The 21,111-nt window shown below is 33.7% G+C and carries 19 protein-coding genes and 1 pseudogene; 16 read left to right on the top strand and 4 right to left on the bottom strand.

Annotated elements, in window-relative coordinates:
- Position 1 precedes the first annotated feature (1 nt).
- From hisF to FYJ50_RS04905, 5 genes are read left to right on the top strand one after another with little or no spacing between them, the layout of a single operon-like run.
- Complete coding sequence (gene hisF / locus FYJ50_RS04925; protein ID WP_154459979.1) at positions 2-760, top strand: imidazole glycerol phosphate synthase subunit HisF; 759 nt, start codon at positions 2-4, stop codon at positions 758-760.
- Positions 757-1,071: a phosphoribosyl-AMP cyclohydrolase gene (gene hisI / locus FYJ50_RS04920; RefSeq protein WP_154459978.1), complete on the top strand. Its 315-nt coding sequence runs from the start codon at positions 757-759 to the stop codon at positions 1,069-1,071. The genes hisF and hisI overlap by 4 nt, the downstream gene beginning before the upstream one ends.
- Positions 1,072-1,106: 35 nt before the next feature.
- The gene (gene murI / locus FYJ50_RS04915) at positions 1,107-1,865 is read left to right on the top strand and encodes a glutamate racemase (protein ID WP_154459977.1); all 759 of its coding nucleotides are present in this window, start codon (positions 1,107-1,109) and stop codon (positions 1,863-1,865) included.
- A 59-nt stretch (positions 1,866-1,924) separates the two neighbouring features.
- Positions 1,925-3,106, top strand: a complete 1,182-nt coding sequence (locus tag FYJ50_RS04910) for a cation:proton antiporter (protein WP_154459976.1) — start codon at positions 1,925-1,927, stop codon at positions 3,104-3,106.
- A 16-nt stretch (positions 3,107-3,122) separates the two neighbouring features.
- A complete protein-coding gene (locus tag FYJ50_RS04905) occupies positions 3,123-3,800 on the top strand; it encodes a gamma-glutamyl-gamma-aminobutyrate hydrolase family protein (protein WP_205946433.1) in 678 nt (225 codons plus the stop codon).
- Here FYJ50_RS04905 and FYJ50_RS04900 read toward each other — a convergent pair.
- A complete protein-coding gene (locus tag FYJ50_RS04900) occupies positions 3,793-4,746 on the bottom strand; it encodes an AraC family transcriptional regulator (RefSeq protein ID WP_154459975.1) in 954 nt (317 codons plus the stop codon). The two genes, FYJ50_RS04905 and FYJ50_RS04900, sit on opposite strands and share 8 nt — an antisense overlap.
- 68 nt (positions 4,747-4,814) lie before the next feature.
- On the opposite strand from FYJ50_RS04900, the gene FYJ50_RS04895 reads away from it, so the two are divergent.
- The 3 genes and pseudogenes from FYJ50_RS04895 to rbr all read left to right on the top strand — a co-directional run bounded on the left by FYJ50_RS04895 (position 4,815) and on the right by rbr (position 7,660).
- Positions 4,815-5,525: an N-acetylmuramoyl-L-alanine amidase family protein gene (locus FYJ50_RS04895; RefSeq protein WP_154459974.1), complete on the top strand. Its 711-nt coding sequence runs from the start codon at positions 4,815-4,817 to the stop codon at positions 5,523-5,525.
- Positions 5,526-5,593: 68 nt separating this feature from the next.
- Positions 5,594-6,874: pseudogene (locus tag FYJ50_RS04890) on the top strand (glutamate synthase-related protein); the annotation flags it as partial.
- Between the two features lie 99 nt (positions 6,875-6,973).
- Positions 6,974-7,660: a rubrerythrin gene (gene rbr, locus FYJ50_RS04885; RefSeq protein ID WP_154460045.1), complete on the top strand. Its 687-nt coding sequence runs from the start codon at positions 6,974-6,976 to the stop codon at positions 7,658-7,660.
- Positions 7,661-7,702: 42 nt separating this feature from the next.
- Here the strand turns inward: rbr and FYJ50_RS04880 are convergent, their stop codons facing one another.
- Entirely contained in the window at positions 7,703-8,236 is a 534-nt protein-coding gene (locus FYJ50_RS04880) for a hypothetical protein (protein WP_154459973.1), read from the bottom strand.
- A 201-nt stretch (positions 8,237-8,437) separates the two neighbouring features.
- Between FYJ50_RS04880 and secG the strand changes: the two genes are divergently transcribed.
- The 6 genes from secG (at position 8,438) to fusA (ending at position 16,845) form a co-directional block, all read left to right on the top strand.
- Positions 8,438-8,668, top strand: coding sequence for a preprotein translocase subunit SecG (secG, locus tag FYJ50_RS04875; protein ID WP_154459972.1), 231 nt, complete (start codon positions 8,438-8,440; stop codon positions 8,666-8,668).
- A gap of 33 nt (positions 8,669-8,701) precedes the next feature.
- A complete protein-coding gene (rnr, locus tag FYJ50_RS04870; protein ID WP_154459971.1) occupies positions 8,702-10,735 on the top strand; it encodes a ribonuclease R in 2,034 nt (677 codons plus the stop codon).
- Between the two features lie 57 nt (positions 10,736-10,792).
- Complete coding sequence (gene deoC / locus FYJ50_RS04865) at positions 10,793-11,518, top strand: deoxyribose-phosphate aldolase (RefSeq protein ID WP_154459970.1); 726 nt, start codon at positions 10,793-10,795, stop codon at positions 11,516-11,518.
- A 17-nt stretch (positions 11,519-11,535) separates the two neighbouring features.
- Complete coding sequence (locus FYJ50_RS04860) at positions 11,536-13,875, top strand: glycyl radical protein (protein ID WP_154459969.1); 2,340 nt, start codon at positions 11,536-11,538, stop codon at positions 13,873-13,875.
- Positions 13,876-14,094: 219 nt separating this feature from the next.
- Positions 14,095-14,766, top strand: coding sequence for an ankyrin repeat domain-containing protein (locus FYJ50_RS04855; protein ID WP_154459968.1), 672 nt, complete (start codon positions 14,095-14,097; stop codon positions 14,764-14,766).
- 12 nt (positions 14,767-14,778) lie between these two features.
- On the top strand, positions 14,779-16,845 hold the full coding sequence (fusA, locus tag FYJ50_RS04850) for an elongation factor G (protein WP_154459967.1): 2,067 nt from the start codon (positions 14,779-14,781) through the stop codon (positions 16,843-16,845).
- Positions 16,846-16,876: 31 nt separating this feature from the next.
- Here fusA and FYJ50_RS04845 read toward each other — a convergent pair whose 3' ends face one another.
- Positions 16,877-17,635, bottom strand: a complete 759-nt coding sequence (locus tag FYJ50_RS04845) for an alpha/beta hydrolase (protein ID WP_154459966.1) — start codon at positions 17,633-17,635, stop codon at positions 16,877-16,879.
- A gap of 9 nt (positions 17,636-17,644) precedes the next feature.
- Entirely contained in the window at positions 17,645-18,412 is a 768-nt protein-coding gene (locus tag FYJ50_RS04840; protein WP_154459965.1) for a Cof-type HAD-IIB family hydrolase, read from the bottom strand.
- Between the two features lie 126 nt (positions 18,413-18,538).
- Here FYJ50_RS04840 and FYJ50_RS04835 point away from each other — a divergent pair, with 126 nt between their 5' ends.
- Together FYJ50_RS04835 and FYJ50_RS04830 are read left to right on the top strand one after the other, a co-directional pair.
- Complete coding sequence (locus FYJ50_RS04835; RefSeq protein WP_154459964.1) at positions 18,539-20,269, top strand: ABC transporter ATP-binding protein; 1,731 nt, start codon at positions 18,539-18,541, stop codon at positions 20,267-20,269.
- 104 nt (positions 20,270-20,373) lie between these two features.
- Positions 20,374-20,979, top strand: a complete 606-nt coding sequence (locus FYJ50_RS04830; RefSeq protein ID WP_154459963.1) for an ECF transporter S component — start codon at positions 20,374-20,376, stop codon at positions 20,977-20,979.
- Positions 20,980-21,111 lie beyond the last annotated feature (132 nt).

Here is a 21,111-nt window from a genome sequence, read left to right as displayed (position 1 = left end):
TATGCATACCAGACGAATTATTCCCTGTTTAGATGTGATGAATGGAAAAGTTGTCAAAGGAATCAACTTTGTAGGATTAAAAGAAGTTGGAGATCCCGTCCAACTGGCAAGAGAATATTATCTTCAGCAGGCGGATGAACTGGTTTTTCTGGATATTACTGCCACTCATGAACAGCGAGATACAATGGTTAAAGTGGTTGAACAAGTCGCAAAAGAAATCTTTATTCCATTTACTGTAGGTGGAGGAATTCGAACTGTAGAAGACATTCGTAAGATGTTGCTTGCGGGGGCGGATAAAGTTTCTTTAAACAGTGCAGCCATTAAAAATCCAGAAGTGATTTCTCAGGGAGCCAAACTGTTTGGTAGCCAGTGTATCGTTCTTGCCATTGATGCCAAAAAAAGAGAAAACGGTGGATGGAATGTTTATGTCCGAGGTGGAAGAGAAGATACTGGTATCGATTTGCTGGAATGGGTGAAAAAAGGCGTTTCTTTAGGGGCTGGAGAAATATTATTAACTTCTATGGATGCCGATGGAACAAAAAAAGGATTTGATATAGAAATGTTAAAGGCTGTACATAATATTTGTCATGTACCGGTAATTGCTTCAGGTGGATGTGGAAGTTTATATCATTTTGAAGAAGTATTTAAAGAAGACTGTGCAGAAGCGGCTCTAGCGGCTTCTTTGTTTCACTATAAAGAATTAAGTGTAATGGATGTGAAAAAACATCTGGAAAAAGAAGGGATACCTGTACGTTTATGAAAATTGATTTTAAAAAAGGAAATGGATTGGTTCCTGTTGTTGTACAGGATGTAGAAACAAATGAAGTTTTAATGCTGGCTTATATGAATGAAGAAGCATTTCAAATGACTTTAGAAACAAAAATTGCGACTTATTGGTCCAGATCCAGAAATGAATTATGGATCAAAGGAAAAACAAGTGGCCATTATCAATATGTAAAAGAAATCCGTATTGATTGTGATGAAGATACTATATTATTAAAAGTAAAACAGGTGGGTGCAGCCTGTCATACAGGAAATCATTCTTGTTTTTATAGACTCTATGAATTTTAAAATGTGATATAATACATTGGAAAGGGGTTTTATAAATGAATTCTTCAAGTCCAATTGGTATTTTTGATTCTGGATTGGGTGGAATCAGTGTTTTACATACACTTTATGAATTGCTTCCAAATGAGAATTATATCTTTTTTGGAGATTCAAAATACAATCCGTATGGAACCAAAACTAAAGAAGAAATCACAGAAAGATGCATTCAAATCTGCAATGATCTGATTTCTTTGGATGTAAAAGCGATTGTGATAGCCTGTAATACGGCTACTTCAGCCTGTGTCAATCTTTTAAGAGAAATGTATGATATTCCCATTATTGGTATGGAACCTGCTTTAAAAGTAGCCTGTCAAAAGGGAAGTCATCAGAAAATTGTAGTATGGGCAACAGATTTTACATTAAAAGAAAAAAAGTTTGTGGATTTAATGTCTTTATTTGAACAAGACCATCAAATACATAAGATACCTTGTCCAAAACTGGTTCGTTTAGTAGAAGAAAATCAGATTCATAATCAGAATTTAATAAATGAAACATTAAAATCTTATTTACCTGATAAAAAAATAGACAGTCTGGTTTTAGGATGTACGCATTTTGTCTTTTTCAGAAACGATTTAGAAACAATGTTTCCCGATATTTCCATCATTGATGGAAACCTAGGAACGGCACGTCATCTAAAAGATATATTAATGAATAGAAATTTATTGAATGATTCAGGAGGAAACATTCAATTTGAAAACTCTTTGCCATCAAAAATTAAATTATCCAAAGAATTATTTTCATATCTTAATGAAAACTAATTCTTATTTTATTTGACTTTTTTTTTAATTGGACTACTATTTTCTAGGTAGGTGAGAGTATGGATTACAATATTTTAAGAGATTTAGCAATTATTGTTGTAATGGCTAAACTTTGTGGAATCTGTGCAAGAAAATGTAAGATTCCTCAGGTTGCTGGTGAAATCATTGCGGGTCTACTGATTGGGCCAAGTGTTTTAGGCTGGGTTCAGCCAACGGATTTTTTAAGCCAAATGGCCGAAATTGGTGTCATTTTATTAATGTTTTCAGCTGGATTGGAAAGTGATTTACACGAACTGGTTGAAACAGGACCGAAAGCCTTTGCGATTGCCTGTGCGGGTGTTTTTGTCCCTTTGATTTTAGGTGCTTTGATGTCTTTCTGTTTCAATGGATTTGCACCAATTGGAAGCCTGGAATTTTTCTCCAATGTTTTTATTGGATGTATCATGACCGCTACCTCTGTCAGCATTACGGTACAGACATTAAAAGAATTGGGAAAACTTAATGGAAAAACAGGAACGACTATTGTTTCAGCGGCGATTATAGATGATGTCATTGGAATCATTGTATTGACGGTTTTAATTGGATTTAAAGATCCCAGTGTGAAACCTTCAACGGTTTTATTAAATACCGCTTTATTCTTTATTTTAAGTTTTGGATTGGGAGTCATTATTTATCGATTCTTTAAAAAAATTGATAAAGAAAGTCCACACACAAGACGAATTCCTATCTTTGGATTGGCATTGTGTCTGATCATGGCTTATGTTGCCGAAGAAGTATTTGGCATTGCGGATATTACAGGGGCTTTTTTAGCCGGTATTATTTTATGCAACATTGATGATAGTTCTTATATTGATCGAAAGATGGAAATTTCAAACTATATGTTTTTTGGACCGGTATTCTTTGCCAGTATCGGTTTAAAGACACAGATCGATCACATTTCCATATCAATCATTCTGTTTACCATTGCCTTTATCATTGTGGCCTTATTATCGAAAATTATCGGTTGTGGACTGATGTCTAAAATCTGTGGTTTTTCAAATAAAGACTCTTTGAGAATTGGTGTTGGTATGATGACAAGAGGAGAAGTGGCACTGATTGTTGCTCAGAAAGGCTTGTCGGTTGGATTAATGGATTCCGTTTTGTTTACATCTGTTATTTTACTGATCATTATTTCCAGTGTTTTAACACCAGTATTACTGAAAATATTATATAAGAATCATTCGATAGAAGGTACTGTATGAAACCGGTAATTGGTGTTTGCCTTTATGGGATGATGATAAACAAAGTATATGGATGCTTCCAGAATATTTTGAAGGATGCATTGTACATAAAGCCATTCCTGTCATGCTTCCATTTATGGAAGAAATTGATTCATTTTTAGAAAAATGTGATGGTTTCTTATTCACAGGTGGACATGACATTGATCCAGAATATGATCAGGAAAAACCTTTAATGAATGTAGAATGTTGTCCAAAACGAGATAAACTGGAAAAAATCGTACTGGATCATGCATTAAAAACAGATAAACCCGTTTTAGGAATCTGTAGAGGCATTCAATGGATCAATGTATATTTTAATGGAACTTTATACCAGGATCTTCCATCTCAATACAATAGTGGAGTGAATCATAGACAAATAAAACCTTATGATAATAAAGTTCATAAAGTTTCAATTGATAAACAAAGTCCTTTTTATTCTCTGATACAGAAAGAAGAATTATATGTAAATTCTCTTCATCATCAGGCAATTAAAACATTAGGAAAGGGACTTAAAGCAATGGCTTATAGTGAGGATAATCTGATTGAAGCGATATACCATCCTGATTATTCTTTTGTATGGGCGGTTCAATGGCATCCTGAATTTTTATTTAAGAAAGAAGAAGATCAGAATCTTATCTTTAAAGAATTTATAAAAAAATGTTCGTCAATCATTTAGATTGACGATATTTTTTTGGAGTAACTCCATATTTTTCTTTAAATCGACGAAAAAAATAACTGTGACTTTCATAACCAACCGATGAAATAATATCATCAATTGATAAGGTTGTATGAAGCAATAACTCTTCCGCTTTATAAAAACGACGGGACTGAAGCAATTCTTTAAAGGTCTTTCCGGTTTTAAATTTTATCAGTTTACTTAAATTATAATCAGTCTGATTTAAAGCTATAGAGATTTCATGTAAAGTCGCATTTGAATAATGAATATTAATATAATCCAAAGCGGCTTGTACCAGTATATCTTCTAACTGTTGAGAACTGCCTTTTTCAATGGATTCTAAATTACGAATCATATATAAAAAGATCAAACCCATTGTGATCTGGTTTTCTTTAAAATTGTTTTCCTGATCGTATAAAGACTGAATCAGATTTTCCATTAAATTCTGAATCTGAAATACATTGGACACATTAAAAATAAGATATTGACCTTTATTATCGCTTTTACGTAAGATATCAATTAAAAATGTCGCAATGATATTATCATAACCAATCATTTCATAAACAATATTAAAAAAAGAAGGAAGAATCATAAAATTGATTGCTAAATCATCTTTATCACATTTTTTTATGGAATGCCATGTATGCTGATTTAATAAAATGATTTCCCCTTTATGCAAGGTGATTTCTCTATTGTCAATAACATGTGTAATCGATCCTTGTATGACATACATCATTTCAATATAATCGTGTTTATGTTCTGGAAAATCGATAAAACGAGTATGGACTCTTGAATCAATACAGTAATCCGGACCTAACATTTTTTCACCCTGAATGATAAATTCATAGTGATTGGTATAATTCTTTGGATTAATGGAGTGACCCTCTAAAATTTCTTTTTCTTCTAAAGTGATTTCTTCTAGTTTTGATAAAAGGATTTTATTCATACTTTTATTTTACCTGAATTTTTAGTCTTTAAAATGCAAAAAAGAAAAAAAGGTGGTAAAATACACACATGCAAAAAAGAAAATTAAAAATAAGTCGTTTATTATTACTGATTTTACCAATTGTTTTAGTGATAGGTATTGGAATATATATGGGTTTTTCATCGAATAAAAAGGAAGAAGAAACAAGTGTAGAAACAATTGCTACGATTATGATTGATGCAGGACATGGGGGATATGATGGAGGAACCGTTGGAGAAGACGGGACTTGTGAAAAAGATCTTACTCTTGCGATTGCTCTAAAAATGGGGGAAGAATTAGAAAAGATCAATCCAGAAATTAAAGTTTTATATACACGTACAAGTGATGATATATCCTGGTCTGAAAATGAAGAAGACGATCTGAAAGAACGTGTAGAGCTTGCTAAAAAAGAAAAAGCGGATTATTTTATTTCTATTCATATCAATTCCAATGAAGATAGCAGTGTATATGGGTATTATTCAAATGTAAGAGCAAATGATTCAATTAGTATGGATATAGCTAGCAAGATTTCAGAAAATCTATTCGAAAGTGGCTGGAAAGAAGATTTAGGAACGCGTACCACAGAATATGAAGCGCTATATGTTGTGGATTATCTTGAAATCCCTTCAATATTATTTGAAGCTGGTTTTATTACCAATCCAGAAGAATGTGCCCGATTAAATAAAGAAGAAAATCAGGATTTGATTGCTCATGCTCTGGCAAAAGCGTACAACGATTACATTAAACAGGCTCAGAACTAAAAGTTTTGAGTTTTTATTTGAAAACCAATTTATTTTTTTTCATAATATTATTAAAGGAGACTAATATTATGGCAATTTATAAATGTACGATTTGTGGGATGATCTATGATGAACAAGAACAGGGAAAACCTTTATCATCATTGGATGCATGTCCAATCTGTAAACAACCAATTTCTAAATTTGAAAAAATATCGGATTCGAAAACAAAACAAAATACAAAGATCAATCTGATGTACGATGCTGCTTTATCAAGAGAAGATAAAAACAATCGTTATATGAAAGAAATTCATGAAATGGCGGTAAAAGGGGAATCCTTACATAGTGCAATGGCAACGGAAATGCCTTTACCTTCCTGGGATGACATTCTGATTATGGGAGCGCAATTGAATCCTATGCCATTAAATGATCAGGATCCGGTCAGTTTAAAAACAATTATTGGAAAAAAGGCAAAACAGCCAATGGTACTGGAAAGTCCAGTTTACATTTCTCATATGTCTTTTGGCGCTTTATCAAAAGAAATAAAGGTGGCTTTGGCAAAAGGTTCTTCCATGGCAAAAACCGCAATGTGTTCAGGTGAAGGTGGAATATTGCCAGAAGAAAGAGAGGCTTCATATAAGTATATTTTTGAATACATTCCAAACAAATATTCGGTTAATGATGAAAATTTAAGAAATGCGGATGCTATTGAAATTAAAATTGGACAAGGTACAAAACCAGGTATGGGAGGACATTTACCAAAAGAAAAAGTAACAGATGAAATTGCGGCTATTCGTGGAAAAAAGAAAGGTGAAGATATCCAGAGTCCAAGTAAATTTCCAGAAATCAATTCCAAAGAGGATCTAAAAGACATGGTATCAATGTTACGTGAACGATCCAATGGAAGACCGATTGGAATAAAAATCGCAGCGGGTAAAATTGAACAGGATCTGGAATATTGTGTATGGGCCAATCCGGATTTTATTACCATTGATGGAAGAGGAGGAGCCACAGGATCCAGTCCTTATTTCTTAAGAGAATCAACATCGATACCTACAATTTATGCTTTATCCAGAGCTAGAAAATATCTGGATTCAATAGGAAGCGATATACAGCTGGTTATTACTGGAGGATTGCGTGTATCGTCTGATTTTGCAAAAGCCATTGCGATGGGAGCCGATGCGATAGCTATTGCCAGTGCGGCCTTGATTGCAGCGGCTTGTCAACAATATAAAATATGTGGATCCGGAAATTGTCCAGTGGGTATTGCGACCCAGGATCCAGCTTTGCGGTCACGTTTAAATGTTGAAAAAGCCAGTCTTAGAGTATTCAATTATTTAAATGTATCCAATGAAGAATTAAAAACATTTGCTCGAATCACTGGAAATACATCCATTCATTCTTTATCAATGGATCAGTTAGCAACCACAAATGAAGACATTCATAAATATACAGGTATTCAACACGTTGGTATGGCTTCAAAAGAAAAAAATAAAAAGAAATCAATCAAATATCAATGCAGCATTTGTAAAGAAGTCTTTGAAGTGGAACCGGGACAAAATCCTGTCTGTCCTTTATGTAAAGCTTCTGGCAATCAGCTAAAAAAAGTAGAAGAAGTAAAATCAAATCCATATGCAGGAACACAAACGGAAAAAAATCTGATGGCAGCATTTGCAGGAGAATCTGAAGCAAGAAATAAGTATACTTATTTTGCTTCCAAAGCAAAAAAAGAAGGATTTGAACAGATTTCTGCTTTATTCTTAAAAACAGCGGACAATGAAAAAGAACATGCGAAAATGTGGTTCAAAGAATTAAATGGAATTGGTGATACAAAAGAAAATCTATTGAGTGCAGCCCAAGGTGAAAACTATGAATGGACTGATATGTATGATGGATTTGCCAAGACAGCTGAAAAAGAAGGATTTACAGAACTGGCCAAAAAATTCAGAATGGTTGGAGCCATTGAAAAACACCATGAAGAAAGATATCGTGCTTTATTAAAGAATGTAGAAATGGCTGAAGTCTTTGAAAAAAGTGAAGTCAAGGTATGGGAATGTCGAAACTGTGGCCATATCGTAGTGGGAACACAAGCTCCTGAAGTTTGTCCAGTCTGTGATCATCCTCAAGCTTATTTTGAAATCAACTGTGGAAATTATTAAAAAAGAAAAGTAGAATTCAGATAAAACTGAAATTCTACTTTTTTAATCTTCTTCGTTTTCTTGAATAAAATCTTCAAAAGTTGTTAAAATACCATTGTCCTGAGGATTTTCATGGCCATTTAAAATTTCAATACATGAATCCAATAGATTGGTCTGGGTTAATTTTTCACCCACTTTATTGAATTTAAAAGGGGAAGCCGGTCGATCCATCTCCATTAACATTGTATCCAGACAGGCATATTGTCCTGTATGAATTTCCTTTGTATAAAATTCTAATTCTTCTAACATGCCCATGCAGAAATTTTTTACCTGATTTAAATCTATGTTGTCTTTAAACAATATAAATACGATACGATCGTTGGTTACACTGACTGGTTGTGACATGGTAAATTGATGAATAATGGCTTTTGGTACTTCACTTTCTATTTTTTTCATATATTGTGCATAATAGGGTGTGTCTTTTAACTTTTCATTTTCCTCAATTTTAAAATATAAAGTGGGATAAATACCACAATGTTTATATAATCTTGTTGCGATTTTCTGTACATATAATACAGGATATGTTTTCTGATTCATCTTTATCTCCTTTTTCTTCTATTATACTCCAATAAATAAAAAAGAAGTGGCAAATACCACTTTCTTATGCTGCCAGTTACGTTAAAGGGAATTTATGAATGGCAACGTGAAAGATTATAACACAGGAATTTAAAATAGAAAATAAAACAATTGATTTTTTTATAACATGTGTTATAATCCAAAAATAGGAAGTGTTAATTTATGAAAGATATTTTAAATATAGTATTAATGGTCTTATCCGGAATTATTATTATTCTGACATTGTTACAAAGTGGAAAATCTGATGGTTTATCTGCAGCTTTTACAGGAAGTGGAGATTTGAACTTATTTGCGGTTCAGAAAGAAAGAGGTCCTGAAAAAGTAATCAGTCGAATGACTTTAATTTGTGGAATTTTATTTTTTGTGATTGTGATCGCATTACAAATTATTTAGAGACCGGATAGGTCTTTTTTTTATGGAGGTTAAATGAAAGAAGAATTATTAAAAAAATTTCATCAGAGAAAAAAATGGAATATTGATGAGTTAAGAAAAGCTTTAAATATTAAAAGTGCACAGGAATTAACTTGTCTTGTGAAAACATTAAATGAACTGGTAGAAAAACGTCTGATTATCAACAATCATACAAATTATATACTGGTTACTACCAGTGATATGATTGGGAAAGTGAAAGATGTTTCAAAATATGAATATATGGTTTTTAATGAAGATAAAAAAATATATGTGGAAAAAAAATATGCGAGAAATGTATTTGATCAGGATGAAGTCTTTGTGCAGAAAGAAAAAGGAGTCTGGAAAGTCAAACAGATTTTTAATCGTGGCATTCATAAAATCACAGGGGAATTTATTCATACTCGACAAGGATTAAAGTTTTTTAGTGATATTGATTATCATCGTACTTTTATTGTGAAAAATATAGATGACTATAAAATTCATAATCACGATAAAGCAATTGTTAGAATAATGAAATATGACAATCCAATGATTGTTGAAATTGATTCAATTGTGGGAAATATTAAAGATAAGGGAGTGGATATTACTTCTATCTTGTTAGAAAACAACGTACGTATAAATTTTAATGAGCGTATAGAAAAACAATTAATGGAAATACCAGATATTGTTACAAAGAAAGATTTGGATAATCGAATTGATTTAAGAAATCTGATTGCCTTTACTATTGATGGAAATGACGCCAAAGACTTTGATGATGCCATCAGTATTAAAAAGAAGAAATATGGATATACATTATATGTCCATATTGCGGATGTTTCTCATTATGTAAAGCCATCAAGTCCTATCGATCAGGAAGCCTATGCCAGATGTACCAGTATTTATGTAGTGGATCGTGTGATTCCTATGCTTCCTTTTAAATTAAGCAATGGAATCTGTTCATTAAATCCAAATGTGGATCGCTGTACAATTACCTGTCAGATGGAAATGGATGAACATGGAAATTGTACAAACTATAAAATTTATCCAAGTGTGATTCATTCCATTCAAAGAGCCACTTATGAAAATGTGAATAAGGCTCTGGAAGGAAATCTGCAGGCCATTTCTCAATACAGTCAGATTTATCCTTCTTTGGTCGATCTGGCTCAATGTGCTTCCTTAATGAAAGAAAGAAGCTATGATCGAGGATGTATTGATTTTAATACCAGAGAACCTTTGATCACATTAAATAAAAAAGGAAAACCTGTATCCATTCAGATCAAAGAACGAGGATTTTCTGAACAGATTATTGAAGTGTGTATGATCCAGGCCAATGTCTGTGTCGCAAAAGAACTGTTTAAAAATCAATATCCATGTATGTATCGTATTCATGAAAAACCATCAGAAAAGAAAATAGAGATGTTAAGTCAGTATGTAAACAGTTTACACATTCTTTTTGATGATCAGGATGTGACTTCAAAAACGATACAGGTATTGTTGGAAAGTATTGAAGATCATAATTTATATGAAGTTGTATCCAGAATGGCTTTACGCTCAATGCAGAAAGCGGAATATTCAAATGAAAATAAAGGTCATTTTGGTTTGTCTTTAGAAACGTATTGTCATTTTACTTCTCCGATTCGAAGATATTCAGATTTAGTGGTTCATCGTATGTTAAGAAAATATATCTTTGACAAGGAAGAAGGAAATGTGAAAAAGGATGAAGAAAAGATACGCAAACAAAGTTTTCAGATGTCTCAAAAAGAAAAAGATGCCATTATTGTGGAACGAAAAGTGAACGATTACAAAATGGCAGAATATATGGAAAATCATATGTTTAAATCATTTGAAGGTACCATTATTTCCATAATGGAATTTGGATTTTTTGTGGAATTGGATAATTGTATTGAAGGATTGGTACCCTTACGAACGTTGTATGATTCTTATGTTTATGATGAACTGACAATGTCATTAGTCGGTGATTTTAATTCTTATGTATTAGGTCAGAAAGTAAATGTAATGGTAACGGAGGTCAATAAACAAAAAGGACAGATTACTTTTCAGATTGTTTAACATAAATGTTTACAAATGTTCGTAAATGTATTAATATGTTCGTAAGGAGATGATATTATGATTCAATTAACAAAAAAAGCAGAAGAAATGACATTGGAAGAATTAGCTTCCTATATTGATTATTCAGTATTAAAACCTGAATTTACAGAGGAACAGATTGTGGATTTGACAAAAGATGGAGTACAATTAAAGTGTGCAACAATCTGTATCAATCCAGCTTATATGGAATTATGTAAGCCATATGTTACAGTGGAAGGATCCGTTACAAAATTATGTCCAGTATGTGATTTTCCATTTGGTGCCAGCTCAACGGAATCCAAAGTGGCACAGGCTAAAATTTTATGTGAAAAATATGCCGATGTGATTGGAGAACTGGATATTGTATCAAACTTTGGATGGATCCGTTCTGGAAAATATGAAGAAGTAACAGCAGATATTAAAGCGGTTGTCGATGTATGTCACAGCTACAATGTACCTGTAAAAGTGATTTTTGAAACGGATGCATTAACGGTTGAACAAGTGAAAAAAGCCTGTCATTGTGCAATGGATGCCAATGCGGATTTTGTGAAAACTTCAACTGGATTCTTAACAGGATATGAAGCTCATGGAGCTACACCTGAAATCATTAAGGTGATGCAGGATGAAGTGAAAAATCAATGTAAAGTAAAAGGTTCTGGATGTATTCGTACAAGAGAACATTTCCTACAATTGATCAATATGGGAATTGATCGTATGGGTGTAGGATATCGTTCGGTTCCTGTTGTCCTGGATTTAAAAAAATAAAGTAAAAAGGAGGTCATATGGACAAGAACAGAATTGAAAGACTTCGTTATAAAATGGAAAAAAGAAAAGCCAGTATCTGTTCACAAAGAGCTGTTTTATATACCGAGTCTTTTAAAGAAAGTGAAGAAGATTCCTATATTTTAAGAAAAGCCAAGGCATTTAAGCATACTCTGGAAAATATGTCGATTTATATTGAAAACGATTCTTTAATTTTTGGAAACCAGGCTTCCAGAAATTTTGCAGCTCCTATCTTTCCTGAATTTTCCATTCAATGGGTTATTGATGAACTGGATGAATTTGAAAAAAGAGAGGGAGACATTTTCTATATAGATGAAAAGACAAAAGATGACCTCCGATCTATATATCCTTACTGGAAAGGAAAAACTCACGAGGACAGAGTCAATCAGAATCTTTCTCAAGAGATCCGACTGGCTGAAAAACAGGGTGTCATTCATCGTGGTGGAATTTCTATGAGCGGAGATGGACACATCGTACCCGATCATGAAATGGCTTTGCAGATGGGATTTAATCAATTGATCGATATTGCCAGATCTCATCTGGATCAGGATGAAAATGATTATTATAAATCTGTGATCTTGTGTCTGGAAGGAGCTTTAAATTTCTTTAAACGATATGGAAAATTACTAAAACAGGAAGCGGATAAAGAAGCAGATATCAAACGTAAAGAAGAACTGTTAAAAATGAGTCAGATTGCCTTTGATCTGTTGGAACAACCTTGTAAGAGTTTTTATGAAGCCGTTGAAGCGGTTTATATGATTCATATTCTGCAGATGATTGAAAGCAATGGACATTCGTTCTGTTTTGGTCGCTTTGATCAGTATATGTATCCATATTATATCCATGATATTGAACAGGGTATTCTGACAAAGGAAGATGCACTGGAACTGGTTACTCATATGTTTATTATGCTTTCTTCCAATAATAAAGTACGTCCTTATGGACATACGCGTTTTTCACAAGGATATCCATTGTATTCCAATCTGGTTGTAGGCGGACTGAAACCAGATGGAAGTGAAGGAGTCAATGATTTAAGTTATCTTTGTATCGATGCGATGCATCTTTGTTCTCTGGCAGAACCAAATTTTTCAGCACGATATCACAGTAACAGTCCTAGAGAATTTTTAAAGGCATGTTCTAAACTGATTGCCACAGGATGTGGAATGCCAAGTATGTTTAATGATGAAGTAGCCATTCAGGGATTGCTGGATTTAGGAATTGATAAAGAAGATGCCTACGATTATTGTCCAATTGGCTGTGTAGAAACAGGAGTACCTGGTAAATATGGACATAGGGCTACAGGAATGACTTATGTGAACTGGGGAAAAGTATTAGAAATCATGCTTCATGATGGGTGTGATCCAAACTCAGGTATATCCATGATGCATACTACTCAGGCCAGAAACTATGAAGAATTATGGGATCAGTGGAAACAGTATCTGAAATTCTATTCTGATATTTCGGTTGCCTGTGATAAAGTCTGTGATGAAAGTCTGGAAATATTTGATGCCGATCCATTTGCTTCCTGCCTGATTCAGGATAGCTTGTCTTTAGGAAAGACATTAAAGAGTGGAGGATGTCGATACGATGTCATCTCCCAATCCAATATCGGTCCAAGTGTGGTAGGAAATTCTTTATATACCATTAAAAAACTTGTATTTGAAGAAGAAAAAATCACAATGGATGAATTATTGAAGGCAATGGAAGAAAATTATGAATCCATAGATGGGGCTCGTATTCTGAAAATGATCCATCAGCTTCCAAAATTTGGAAATGATGAAGATGAAGTGGACCACATTGTAAAAGATGTATTTGATTCATATCTGGAATTATTACCGGATTATGAAACATTACGAAAAAACAAAGGACCAAAGGTATCGTGCTATACGATGTCCACAAGCAATATTACCAGCTATGTTCCAAATGGGTTTGTAGTAGGTGCCACTCCAGATGGAAGAAAAAAAGGGACACCTTTAAATGAAGGATGTTCACCTACACAGGGAACGGATGTAAATGGGCCTACAGCTGTTATCAATTCGGTATCCAAATTACCAAATGAAAAAGTAGCTGCAGGACAGTTACTTAATATGCGCTTTACACCACAGTCGATTCAGGAAAATATGGAATCTTTTATCGATTTTCTGATTGTAAGTGCCAGAAAAGGAATTTATCACAACCAGTTTAACGTCATTGATACTTCTGTATTAAGAGATGCTCAAATTCATCCAGAACAATATACGAATCTGATCGTACGTGTGGCTGGATATTGTGCACAATTTGTTTCTTTGATGCCTCAGGCACAGGAAGCTATCATTGCACGTACCGAAAATACCATCTAATGGCTTAATTGGATGTTTTTCTGGTAAAGTCAGTAATTTATTTGTAACTTCTTTTGGATTTGATAAGATGAATTCAGAAACGAAAGGAGTGGTATTCATGAATAAAGTTCAAGCTGTTTTAAATAATAAATATGAATATGACTCCTTTTTCATTATATAACTGGAATATTTTTATATATTCCAGTTTTTCTGTATTTGATTCAAAAGGAGGAGATTGAAATGGATCAGAACTTTAATAAAGTATTTTGGGATGCTTGTGCAAATGGTGATTTTCCAATGGCTGCAGCTCAGATTAAAGCAGGAGCCGATGTAAATTATCAGAATGGCGATGGAAGAAGTGCTTTGATGAGAGCCGCTAAAAGAGATCGTAAAGACATTGTACAATTATTGATTGATAATGGTGCTGATGTAAATATGACAGATAAAAATGGGAAAACAGCATTGATGGGAGCTGCAAAAAAAGGAAATAAAACAATATGTAAAGCTTTAATTGATGCAGGAGCCAATGTAAATGCGAAAGATGATAATGGTAGAACGGCTTTGATGAGAGCATGTCTATTGGGACAGGATCGTTGTGTTCAGCTTTTACTGGATGCAGGAGCTAATATCAATGCACAGGATGAAGTGGGACGTTCTGCATTAATGGAAGCCTGCATCGCCTTTAAACGTGATACGATTGCTTTGCTTCTGGAAAGAAATGCGGATGTGAATTTATTTGATAACAATGGATGTACATCTTTAATGAGAGCTGCCTTTGGTGGATATGCATCTTTAGTGGAAAAACTGATTGCCTATGGAGCGGATGTTGACATGGTAGACAAACAGGGAAATAGAGCTCTGGATTATGTTCGTGAGCATTGTCGTGCTCAATTGGAACCGATTTTAAAATAGGAGGAAGTAAAGATGCGTGATTATTTAAGTTCAGAAGTTAGAAATGTAAGTGTCCTTGGACATAGCGGGGTAGGAAAAACTTCGGTATTGGAAGCAATGTTGTATTATACAAAAGCCACTGATCGGTTTGGGAAAACAAGTGATGGATCTTCTCTGATTGACTTTGATGCTGAAGAAATCGCAAGAGGATTGTCTGTATATACTTCTATTATTCCAATTGAATGGGAAAACTGTAAAATCAACTTTATTGATACACCAGGATATTTGGATTTCGTTGGAGAAAAAGAAAGTGGATTTAATGTAGGAGATAATGTATTAATTGTAGCCAGTGCAAAAGATCCTTTACAGTCAGGAACAAAATTAGCTTACAAACAGGCCATTCAATCCAAAAAACCAACCATTTTCTTTATTAACAAATTAGATGAAGAAGATACAAACTTCTCCGATGCTTATACAGCTTTACATGAAGAATTTGGAAAGAGCATTATTCCATTTGAAGTTCCAATTGTAGAAAATGGAGAAATTGTAGGTTCTGTTAATATTATTAAAAATAAAGCATGGTATTATAAAGGACCGAAAGCGGAAGGGGACAAACCACAGCCGGTTCCTGAAGATATGATTGAAGAAGTATCTTTATATAAAGACCAGATTGCTGAAGCCGTTGCTATGGGAGATGACGATCTGATGGAAAAATTCTTCTCTGGAGAAGAATTTAGTGATGCTGAATTAACAAGAGGAGTTCGTATTGGAATTCGCAGTGGAGAAATCATCCCTGTATATTCTGGAAGTGCCACTCAATCAATTGGAATTCAAAGACTGATGGATTTAATCGTTACTTATTTCCCAACTTATTCGGAAAAAGGTTTATATACTGCAACAACTCCAAATGGTGTAAACGTAGACCTGTTAACAACGGAACAGGAAGTATTGACAGCTCAGGTATTTAAAACGATTGCCGATCCATTTGTAGGAAGAATCAGTTATGTGAAAGTCTTATCAGGGGTTTTATCTTCCGATACAACGCTGGTAAATGGAAACAATGGAAAACCTGAAAAAGTGGGAACAATCTTTGTCATCAAAGGAAAGCATCAGACAGCAGCAGGTAAATTGTTTACTGGAGATATTGGAGCGATCAATAAATTACAGTTCACAAAAACAAACGATACTTTGTGTGAAAAAGGAAAACTGTTAATGGCTCCTGAAATTGTATTTACCCAGCCAATGTATGGACAGGCTATTTCTCCAGCTACAAAAAATGATGAAGATAAATTGTCCAATGGTCTGGCTCGTATTGCAGAAGAAGATCCTACATTTAAAGTGACTTCCAATAAAGAAACAAAAGAAACTGTTATTTATGGAATTGGAGATCAGCATTTAAGCGTTATTTTAAATAAATTAAAGAACAAATACAAAGCACAGGTTGTCATTGGGGATCCTAAGATCATGTATCGTGAAACGATTACTAAACCAGCAACGGGTGAAGGTCGTCATAAAAAACAATCCGGTGGTCATGGTCAGTTTGGACATGTCTTTGTAGATTTTGAACCAAATCGTGGTGTTGAAGATATGGTTTTTGATGAAAAAGTATTTGGTGGGGCTGTACCAAAACAATATTTCCCAGCAGTTGAAACAGGATTAAGAGAATGTTGTGAAAAAGGTCCTTTAGCTGGATATAAAGTTGTGAATATGAAGGCAACATTAAAAGATGGTAAATATCACGATGTGGATTCCAGTGAAATGGCCTTTAAACTGGCAGCACATCTTGCGTTTAAAGATGCTATGAAAAAATGCAGACCAATTTTACTGGAACCAATTATGAATATTTCCATTCGTGTACCAGATGAATATACAGGAACAGTTATTGGTGATTTAAATAAACGTCGTGGTTCTATTATGGGTATGACACCAGAAGATGGAGATCAGTTAATTGAAGCACAGGTTCCAATGTCTGAAATTCCAAAATATTCCATTGAATTAAGAGCTATGACACAAGGTTTAGGTACGTATGAATTGAGTATGGACCGTTACGATCCTGTACCAGATCCAATCGCAAAACGTATCATTGAAGCCAATAAATAATAATTGAAAAGGATGAGTTAATAGCTCATCCTTATTTTACAATATGACATTCTTTCATCCATACAGGCAATTCTTTTTGCCATGCAGATTCGGAATGATTGTCGTTTTTGAATACATGAGGAATGACATCCACTCCTTCTTTTTTTAATAAAGCGCGTATGATCTGCAGATTCTGATCGGTAACCATGGCAAAAATATGATGTGTAGGATATTCATATCCACCCCAGGAAATATAAATCTGGGTATCTGGTAATATCTTACAATCAAAATCTTCTCTGAATTTTTTATACATTGGATAAATATGAGGAGATACACAAATAAATTTTGAATACATATCGGAATGGTGCATAGCCATATACAGACTCATTGTACCACCCATACTGGAACCTCCTACATAGGTGTAATCTCTACTTGGATTGGTTGGATAATTCGTATCAATATAAGGCTTTAATTCATGAATCATCCAATCAATTAAAAGACGACCTCTTTGAGATACATATCCCCATTCTTCTTCATAAAAGTCATAAGGAGTAAATTCATTCAATCTTTGATCTCCGTTGTGATTGCATTCAATTCCCACAACAATGATTCGACCATCGTTTTGATCCAGATAATCTTTAATACCCCAGCATTTTCCATAAGTAGCTACATCATCAAAAAATAAGTTATGTCCATCAAACATATATAAAACAGGTAATCTTTCTTCTTTATAAATTGTATCCGGCATATAAATATGTAAAGTACGATTTAATTGAAAAGGTGTAATCCATATATCTTTTGTGAATACCATAATAGCCCCCTAAATTAATTGAAAATGTTTTAAAGCATCATATACTCCATCTTCTTCTACAGTAGAGGTAATATAATCCGCAATTTCTTTTACTTCCTGTTTTGAATTTCCCATGGCAATACCTGTACCTACATACGAAATCATCGTAGCATCGTTTCCACCATCTCCAAAAGCCATGGCTTCCTCTTTTTTTAAGCCATAATGATCCAGTACCTGCTGAATACCTATTTCTTTTCCGCCATTTACAGGAATGATATCACAGGCATGATCCCACCATCGAGTAATCTGAATGGACCTGCATCCTTCTATCAGTTTTTCATCGTCTTTCGAATCAATGGCTGCCATCATCTGAAAAACAGGCTCTTTTAAAGTTTCTTCATAATTTTCATCAATTTCTAACACTTGAGAAGCAAATGTAAAATAGTAGTCTAACGTTTCTTGGGAATAATTAGCACACATTTTATCTTTTGTGGCAATAGCTAAAGGAATATTCATATCATCACAATTTCTTTTACATTGAAGTACATCTTCTGGATCAATATTATTTTTATAGATCAGACCGTTTGTATCGATACAATACTGTCCATTAAAAGAAACAATTCCATCAAATTCAATATCAAATTTGGGAACCCACATATAAGGACGACCTGTGGCAATAAATATTTTAATGCCATTTTCTTTACATTTCTGTAAAGCATATTTCGTTTTTTCACTCATTTGTGTTGTTCCTAATTTTACCAATGTTCCATCAATATCAAAGAAAATAATCTTTGTCATAGCTCCTCCTGAATGTTATAAAAATTAATACATTTAATATATCATAAATTAAATAAATAAAAACATTGAAATCGTTTTCAGTTTCTGTTTTTTGATTTTTTTTAAAAACTATTGTACATTATTCCTATGAAAACATTAAAATCATTTATTAAATATTATGCTCCTTATAAATTTCCATTATTTATGGATCTATTCTGTGCCTGTGTGATTTCTGTTATTGATATTTCTTTTCCATTGATTTTAAATTTATGCACCCATCATATTTTTGTTCATTCCAGTATAAAATCGATTCTTCCTTATATGTTTATCGGTTTATTCATTTTATATGTGATCCGCGCTTTATGTAAATATTATGTATCGTGTCAGGGACATATTATGGGTGCAAAAATGGAAAGAGATATGCGAAAAGATCTGTTTGAACAATATCAGAAATTATCTTTTCGATATTATGATGAAAACAATACAGGAATTATGATGTCTCGAATCACTACGGATTTATTTGATATCAGTGAATTTGCACATCATGGTCCTGAAAATTTATTTATATCTTTTTTAAAGATTACAGGCTCTTTTGTGATTTTATTATGGATCTACTGGCCTTTGGCTTTGATTCTATTGACTGTAACGATTGGTATGGGAGTTTTTTCTTTTTCCTATAATAAGAAGATGAGAAAAACGTTTGATGACAATCGAAAAAAAATAGGTCATGTCAATGCAGCTGTACAGGACTCTTTATCGGGAATTCGTGTGGTGCAATCGTTTACCAATGAAGAAATTGAACTGGAAAAATTTAAGGAAGCCAATGAAAAATTTTTAGATTCAAAACGAAACAATTATAAGGCAATGGGAACTTTTCAGGCAGGAAATAACTTTTTTCAGGGAATGTTGTATACATGTGTACTAGTATTTGGAGGTATCTTCATTCTTTATGGAAATTTCAATGTGATCAATCTGGCAACCTTTGCCTTATATATTGGTATATTTATTTCTCCAATTGAAGTACTGGTTGAATTAACGGAAATGTTTCAGAAGGGAATTTCTGGATTCAGGCGTTTTGAAGAAATTGTTTCGTTAATACCGGATATTCAGGATGAAAAAGATGCAATCGAACTAAAAGATGTAAAAGGGGATATTGAATTTTCACATGTATCTTTTCAGTATAATAAAGATGAAACCATTCTGGAAGATGTATGTTTATCCATTCCTTCCGGAAAAAAACTGGCTTTGGTGGGACCTTCAGGATCGGGTAAATCTACATTGTGTTCACTGATTCCTCGTTTTTATGATGTCAATAAAGGTTCAATCCAAATTGATGGAGTGGATATACGAAACTATACATTAAAAAGTTTACGACAGGCAATTGGCTTAGTACAGCAGGACGTATACTTATTTACCGGAACGATAGCTGAAAATATCGCATATGGCAATGAAATGGCTTCATTTGAAGAAATTGTAGAAGCGGCAAAATTGGCAAACATTCATGATTTTATCATGAGTTTGCCAGAAGGATATCAGACATTTGTTGGAGAAAGAGGAACTCGTTTATCAGGTGGTCAGAAACAGAGAATTTCAATAGCTCGTGTTTTTCTAAAAAATCCAAAAATATTAATATTAGATGAAGCGACAAGTGCACTGGATAATGAAAGTGAAAGAATTATTCAGAAGAGTCTGGATCATTTGTCAAAAGGTAGAACGTGTATTACCATTGCTCATCGCTTAAGTACCATACAGAATGCGGATGAAATCCTTGTAGTTGACCAGGAAGGTATAAAAGAAAAGGGAAATCACGAAGAATTATTAAAGAAAAATGGAATTTATGCAAAATATTATCGACTTCAATTTGAAAAAAGCATATAATCCTATTTGTATTTCAAATAGATCTTTTTAGACTATTATGAAGAAAATACATTTTTTGAATTTACATCGTATTCATTTGAAACGAAAGTAGGAGGTATTTGAAAATGAAACAAAGTAATTCAACTGTCAAGTACATGACACAGCTGGCATTATTGATTGCCGTACAGATTGTCATGAAGTTAATTGGTTTGGGTATGGTTCCAGTCGGACCTTTAAAGATGTCTTTCTTAACGGTACCAGTTGCCATTGGAGCCATTGTCTTAGGACCGTTAACAGGAGCTATTTTAGGTGGTGTATTTGGTCTGATCAGCTTCTATGATGCTTTGACCGGAGCCAGTGTTATGACAGGAACTTTCTTGTCCATTTCACCAGTGCACACATTTATTTTATGTGTTGTCACAAGAGCGTTAATGGGATGGTTAACAGGACTGATCGCATCAGGATTACAGAAGGTAATGAAAAACAATTTCCACTATTTCATAAGTGCTTTAGCAGCTCCTTTATTAAATACAGTATTGTTTATGGGATATATTTGTCTGGCATTTTATCATACCGATTATGTACAGAGCTTATGCACTGCATTAGGGGCAACCAATCCAATTATGTTTATCATTCTTCTGGTTGGTGTTCAGGGATTGATTGAAGCTATTGCCTGTTCACTGGTTGGTGGAGCCTGTGCAAAAGGAATTGATGTTGTTATTAAAAAGTAGAGATTTGTAGTGAACCTCTAAAGTTGTACCAACAACTTTGGAGGTTTTTATTATGAAATATACAAAAGAATTTAAATTAGAATGCGTACTTAAATATCGAAATGGTGAATACATTCACGATCCACCAGGAGT

This window comes from Floccifex porci, assembly GCF_009696175.1.
Taxonomy (GTDB): Bacteria; Bacillota_I; Bacilli_A; order Erysipelotrichales; family Erysipelotrichaceae; genus Floccifex; species Floccifex porci.
This window is presented reverse-complemented; position numbering and strand designations above follow the sequence as displayed.

What these genes read in the sequence shown, in the direction of transcription:
- hisF (WP_154459979.1), top strand. Translation starts at nt 2, where the DNA reads ATGCATACCAGACGAATTATTCCCTGTTTAGATGTGATGAATGGAAAA.
- hisI (WP_154459978.1), top strand. Translation starts at nt 757, where the DNA reads ATGAAAATTGATTTTAAAAAAGGAAATGGATTGGTTCCTGTTGTTGTA.
- murI (WP_154459977.1), top strand. Translation starts at nt 1,107, where the DNA reads ATGAATTCTTCAAGTCCAATTGGTATTTTTGATTCTGGATTGGGTGGA.
- FYJ50_RS04910 (WP_154459976.1), top strand. Translation starts at nt 1,925, where the DNA reads ATGGATTACAATATTTTAAGAGATTTAGCAATTATTGTTGTAATGGCT.
- FYJ50_RS04900 (WP_154459975.1), bottom strand. Translation starts at nt 4,746, where the DNA reads ATGAATAAAATCCTTTTATCAAAACTAGAAGAAATCACTTTAGAAGAA.
- FYJ50_RS04895 (WP_154459974.1), top strand. Translation starts at nt 4,815, where the DNA reads ATGCAAAAAAGAAAATTAAAAATAAGTCGTTTATTATTACTGATTTTA.
- rbr (WP_154460045.1), top strand. Translation starts at nt 6,974, where the DNA reads ATGGCTTCAAAAGAAAAAAATAAAAAGAAATCAATCAAATATCAATGC.
- FYJ50_RS04880 (WP_154459973.1), bottom strand. Translation starts at nt 8,236, where the DNA reads ATGAATCAGAAAACATATCCTGTATTATATGTACAGAAAATCGCAACA.
- secG (WP_154459972.1), top strand. Translation starts at nt 8,438, where the DNA reads ATGAAAGATATTTTAAATATAGTATTAATGGTCTTATCCGGAATTATT.
- rnr (WP_154459971.1), top strand. Translation starts at nt 8,702, where the DNA reads ATGAAAGAAGAATTATTAAAAAAATTTCATCAGAGAAAAAAATGGAAT.
- deoC (WP_154459970.1), top strand. Translation starts at nt 10,793, where the DNA reads ATGATTCAATTAACAAAAAAAGCAGAAGAAATGACATTGGAAGAATTA.
- FYJ50_RS04860 (WP_154459969.1), top strand. Translation starts at nt 11,536, where the DNA reads ATGGACAAGAACAGAATTGAAAGACTTCGTTATAAAATGGAAAAAAGA.
- FYJ50_RS04855 (WP_154459968.1), top strand. Translation starts at nt 14,095, where the DNA reads ATGGATCAGAACTTTAATAAAGTATTTTGGGATGCTTGTGCAAATGGT.
- fusA (WP_154459967.1), top strand. Translation starts at nt 14,779, where the DNA reads ATGCGTGATTATTTAAGTTCAGAAGTTAGAAATGTAAGTGTCCTTGGA.
- FYJ50_RS04845 (WP_154459966.1), bottom strand. Translation starts at nt 17,635, where the DNA reads ATGGTATTCACAAAAGATATATGGATTACACCTTTTCAATTAAATCGT.
- FYJ50_RS04840 (WP_154459965.1), bottom strand. Translation starts at nt 18,412, where the DNA reads ATGACAAAGATTATTTTCTTTGATATTGATGGAACATTGGTAAAATTA.
- FYJ50_RS04835 (WP_154459964.1), top strand. Translation starts at nt 18,539, where the DNA reads ATGAAAACATTAAAATCATTTATTAAATATTATGCTCCTTATAAATTT.
- FYJ50_RS04830 (WP_154459963.1), top strand. Translation starts at nt 20,374, where the DNA reads ATGAAACAAAGTAATTCAACTGTCAAGTACATGACACAGCTGGCATTA.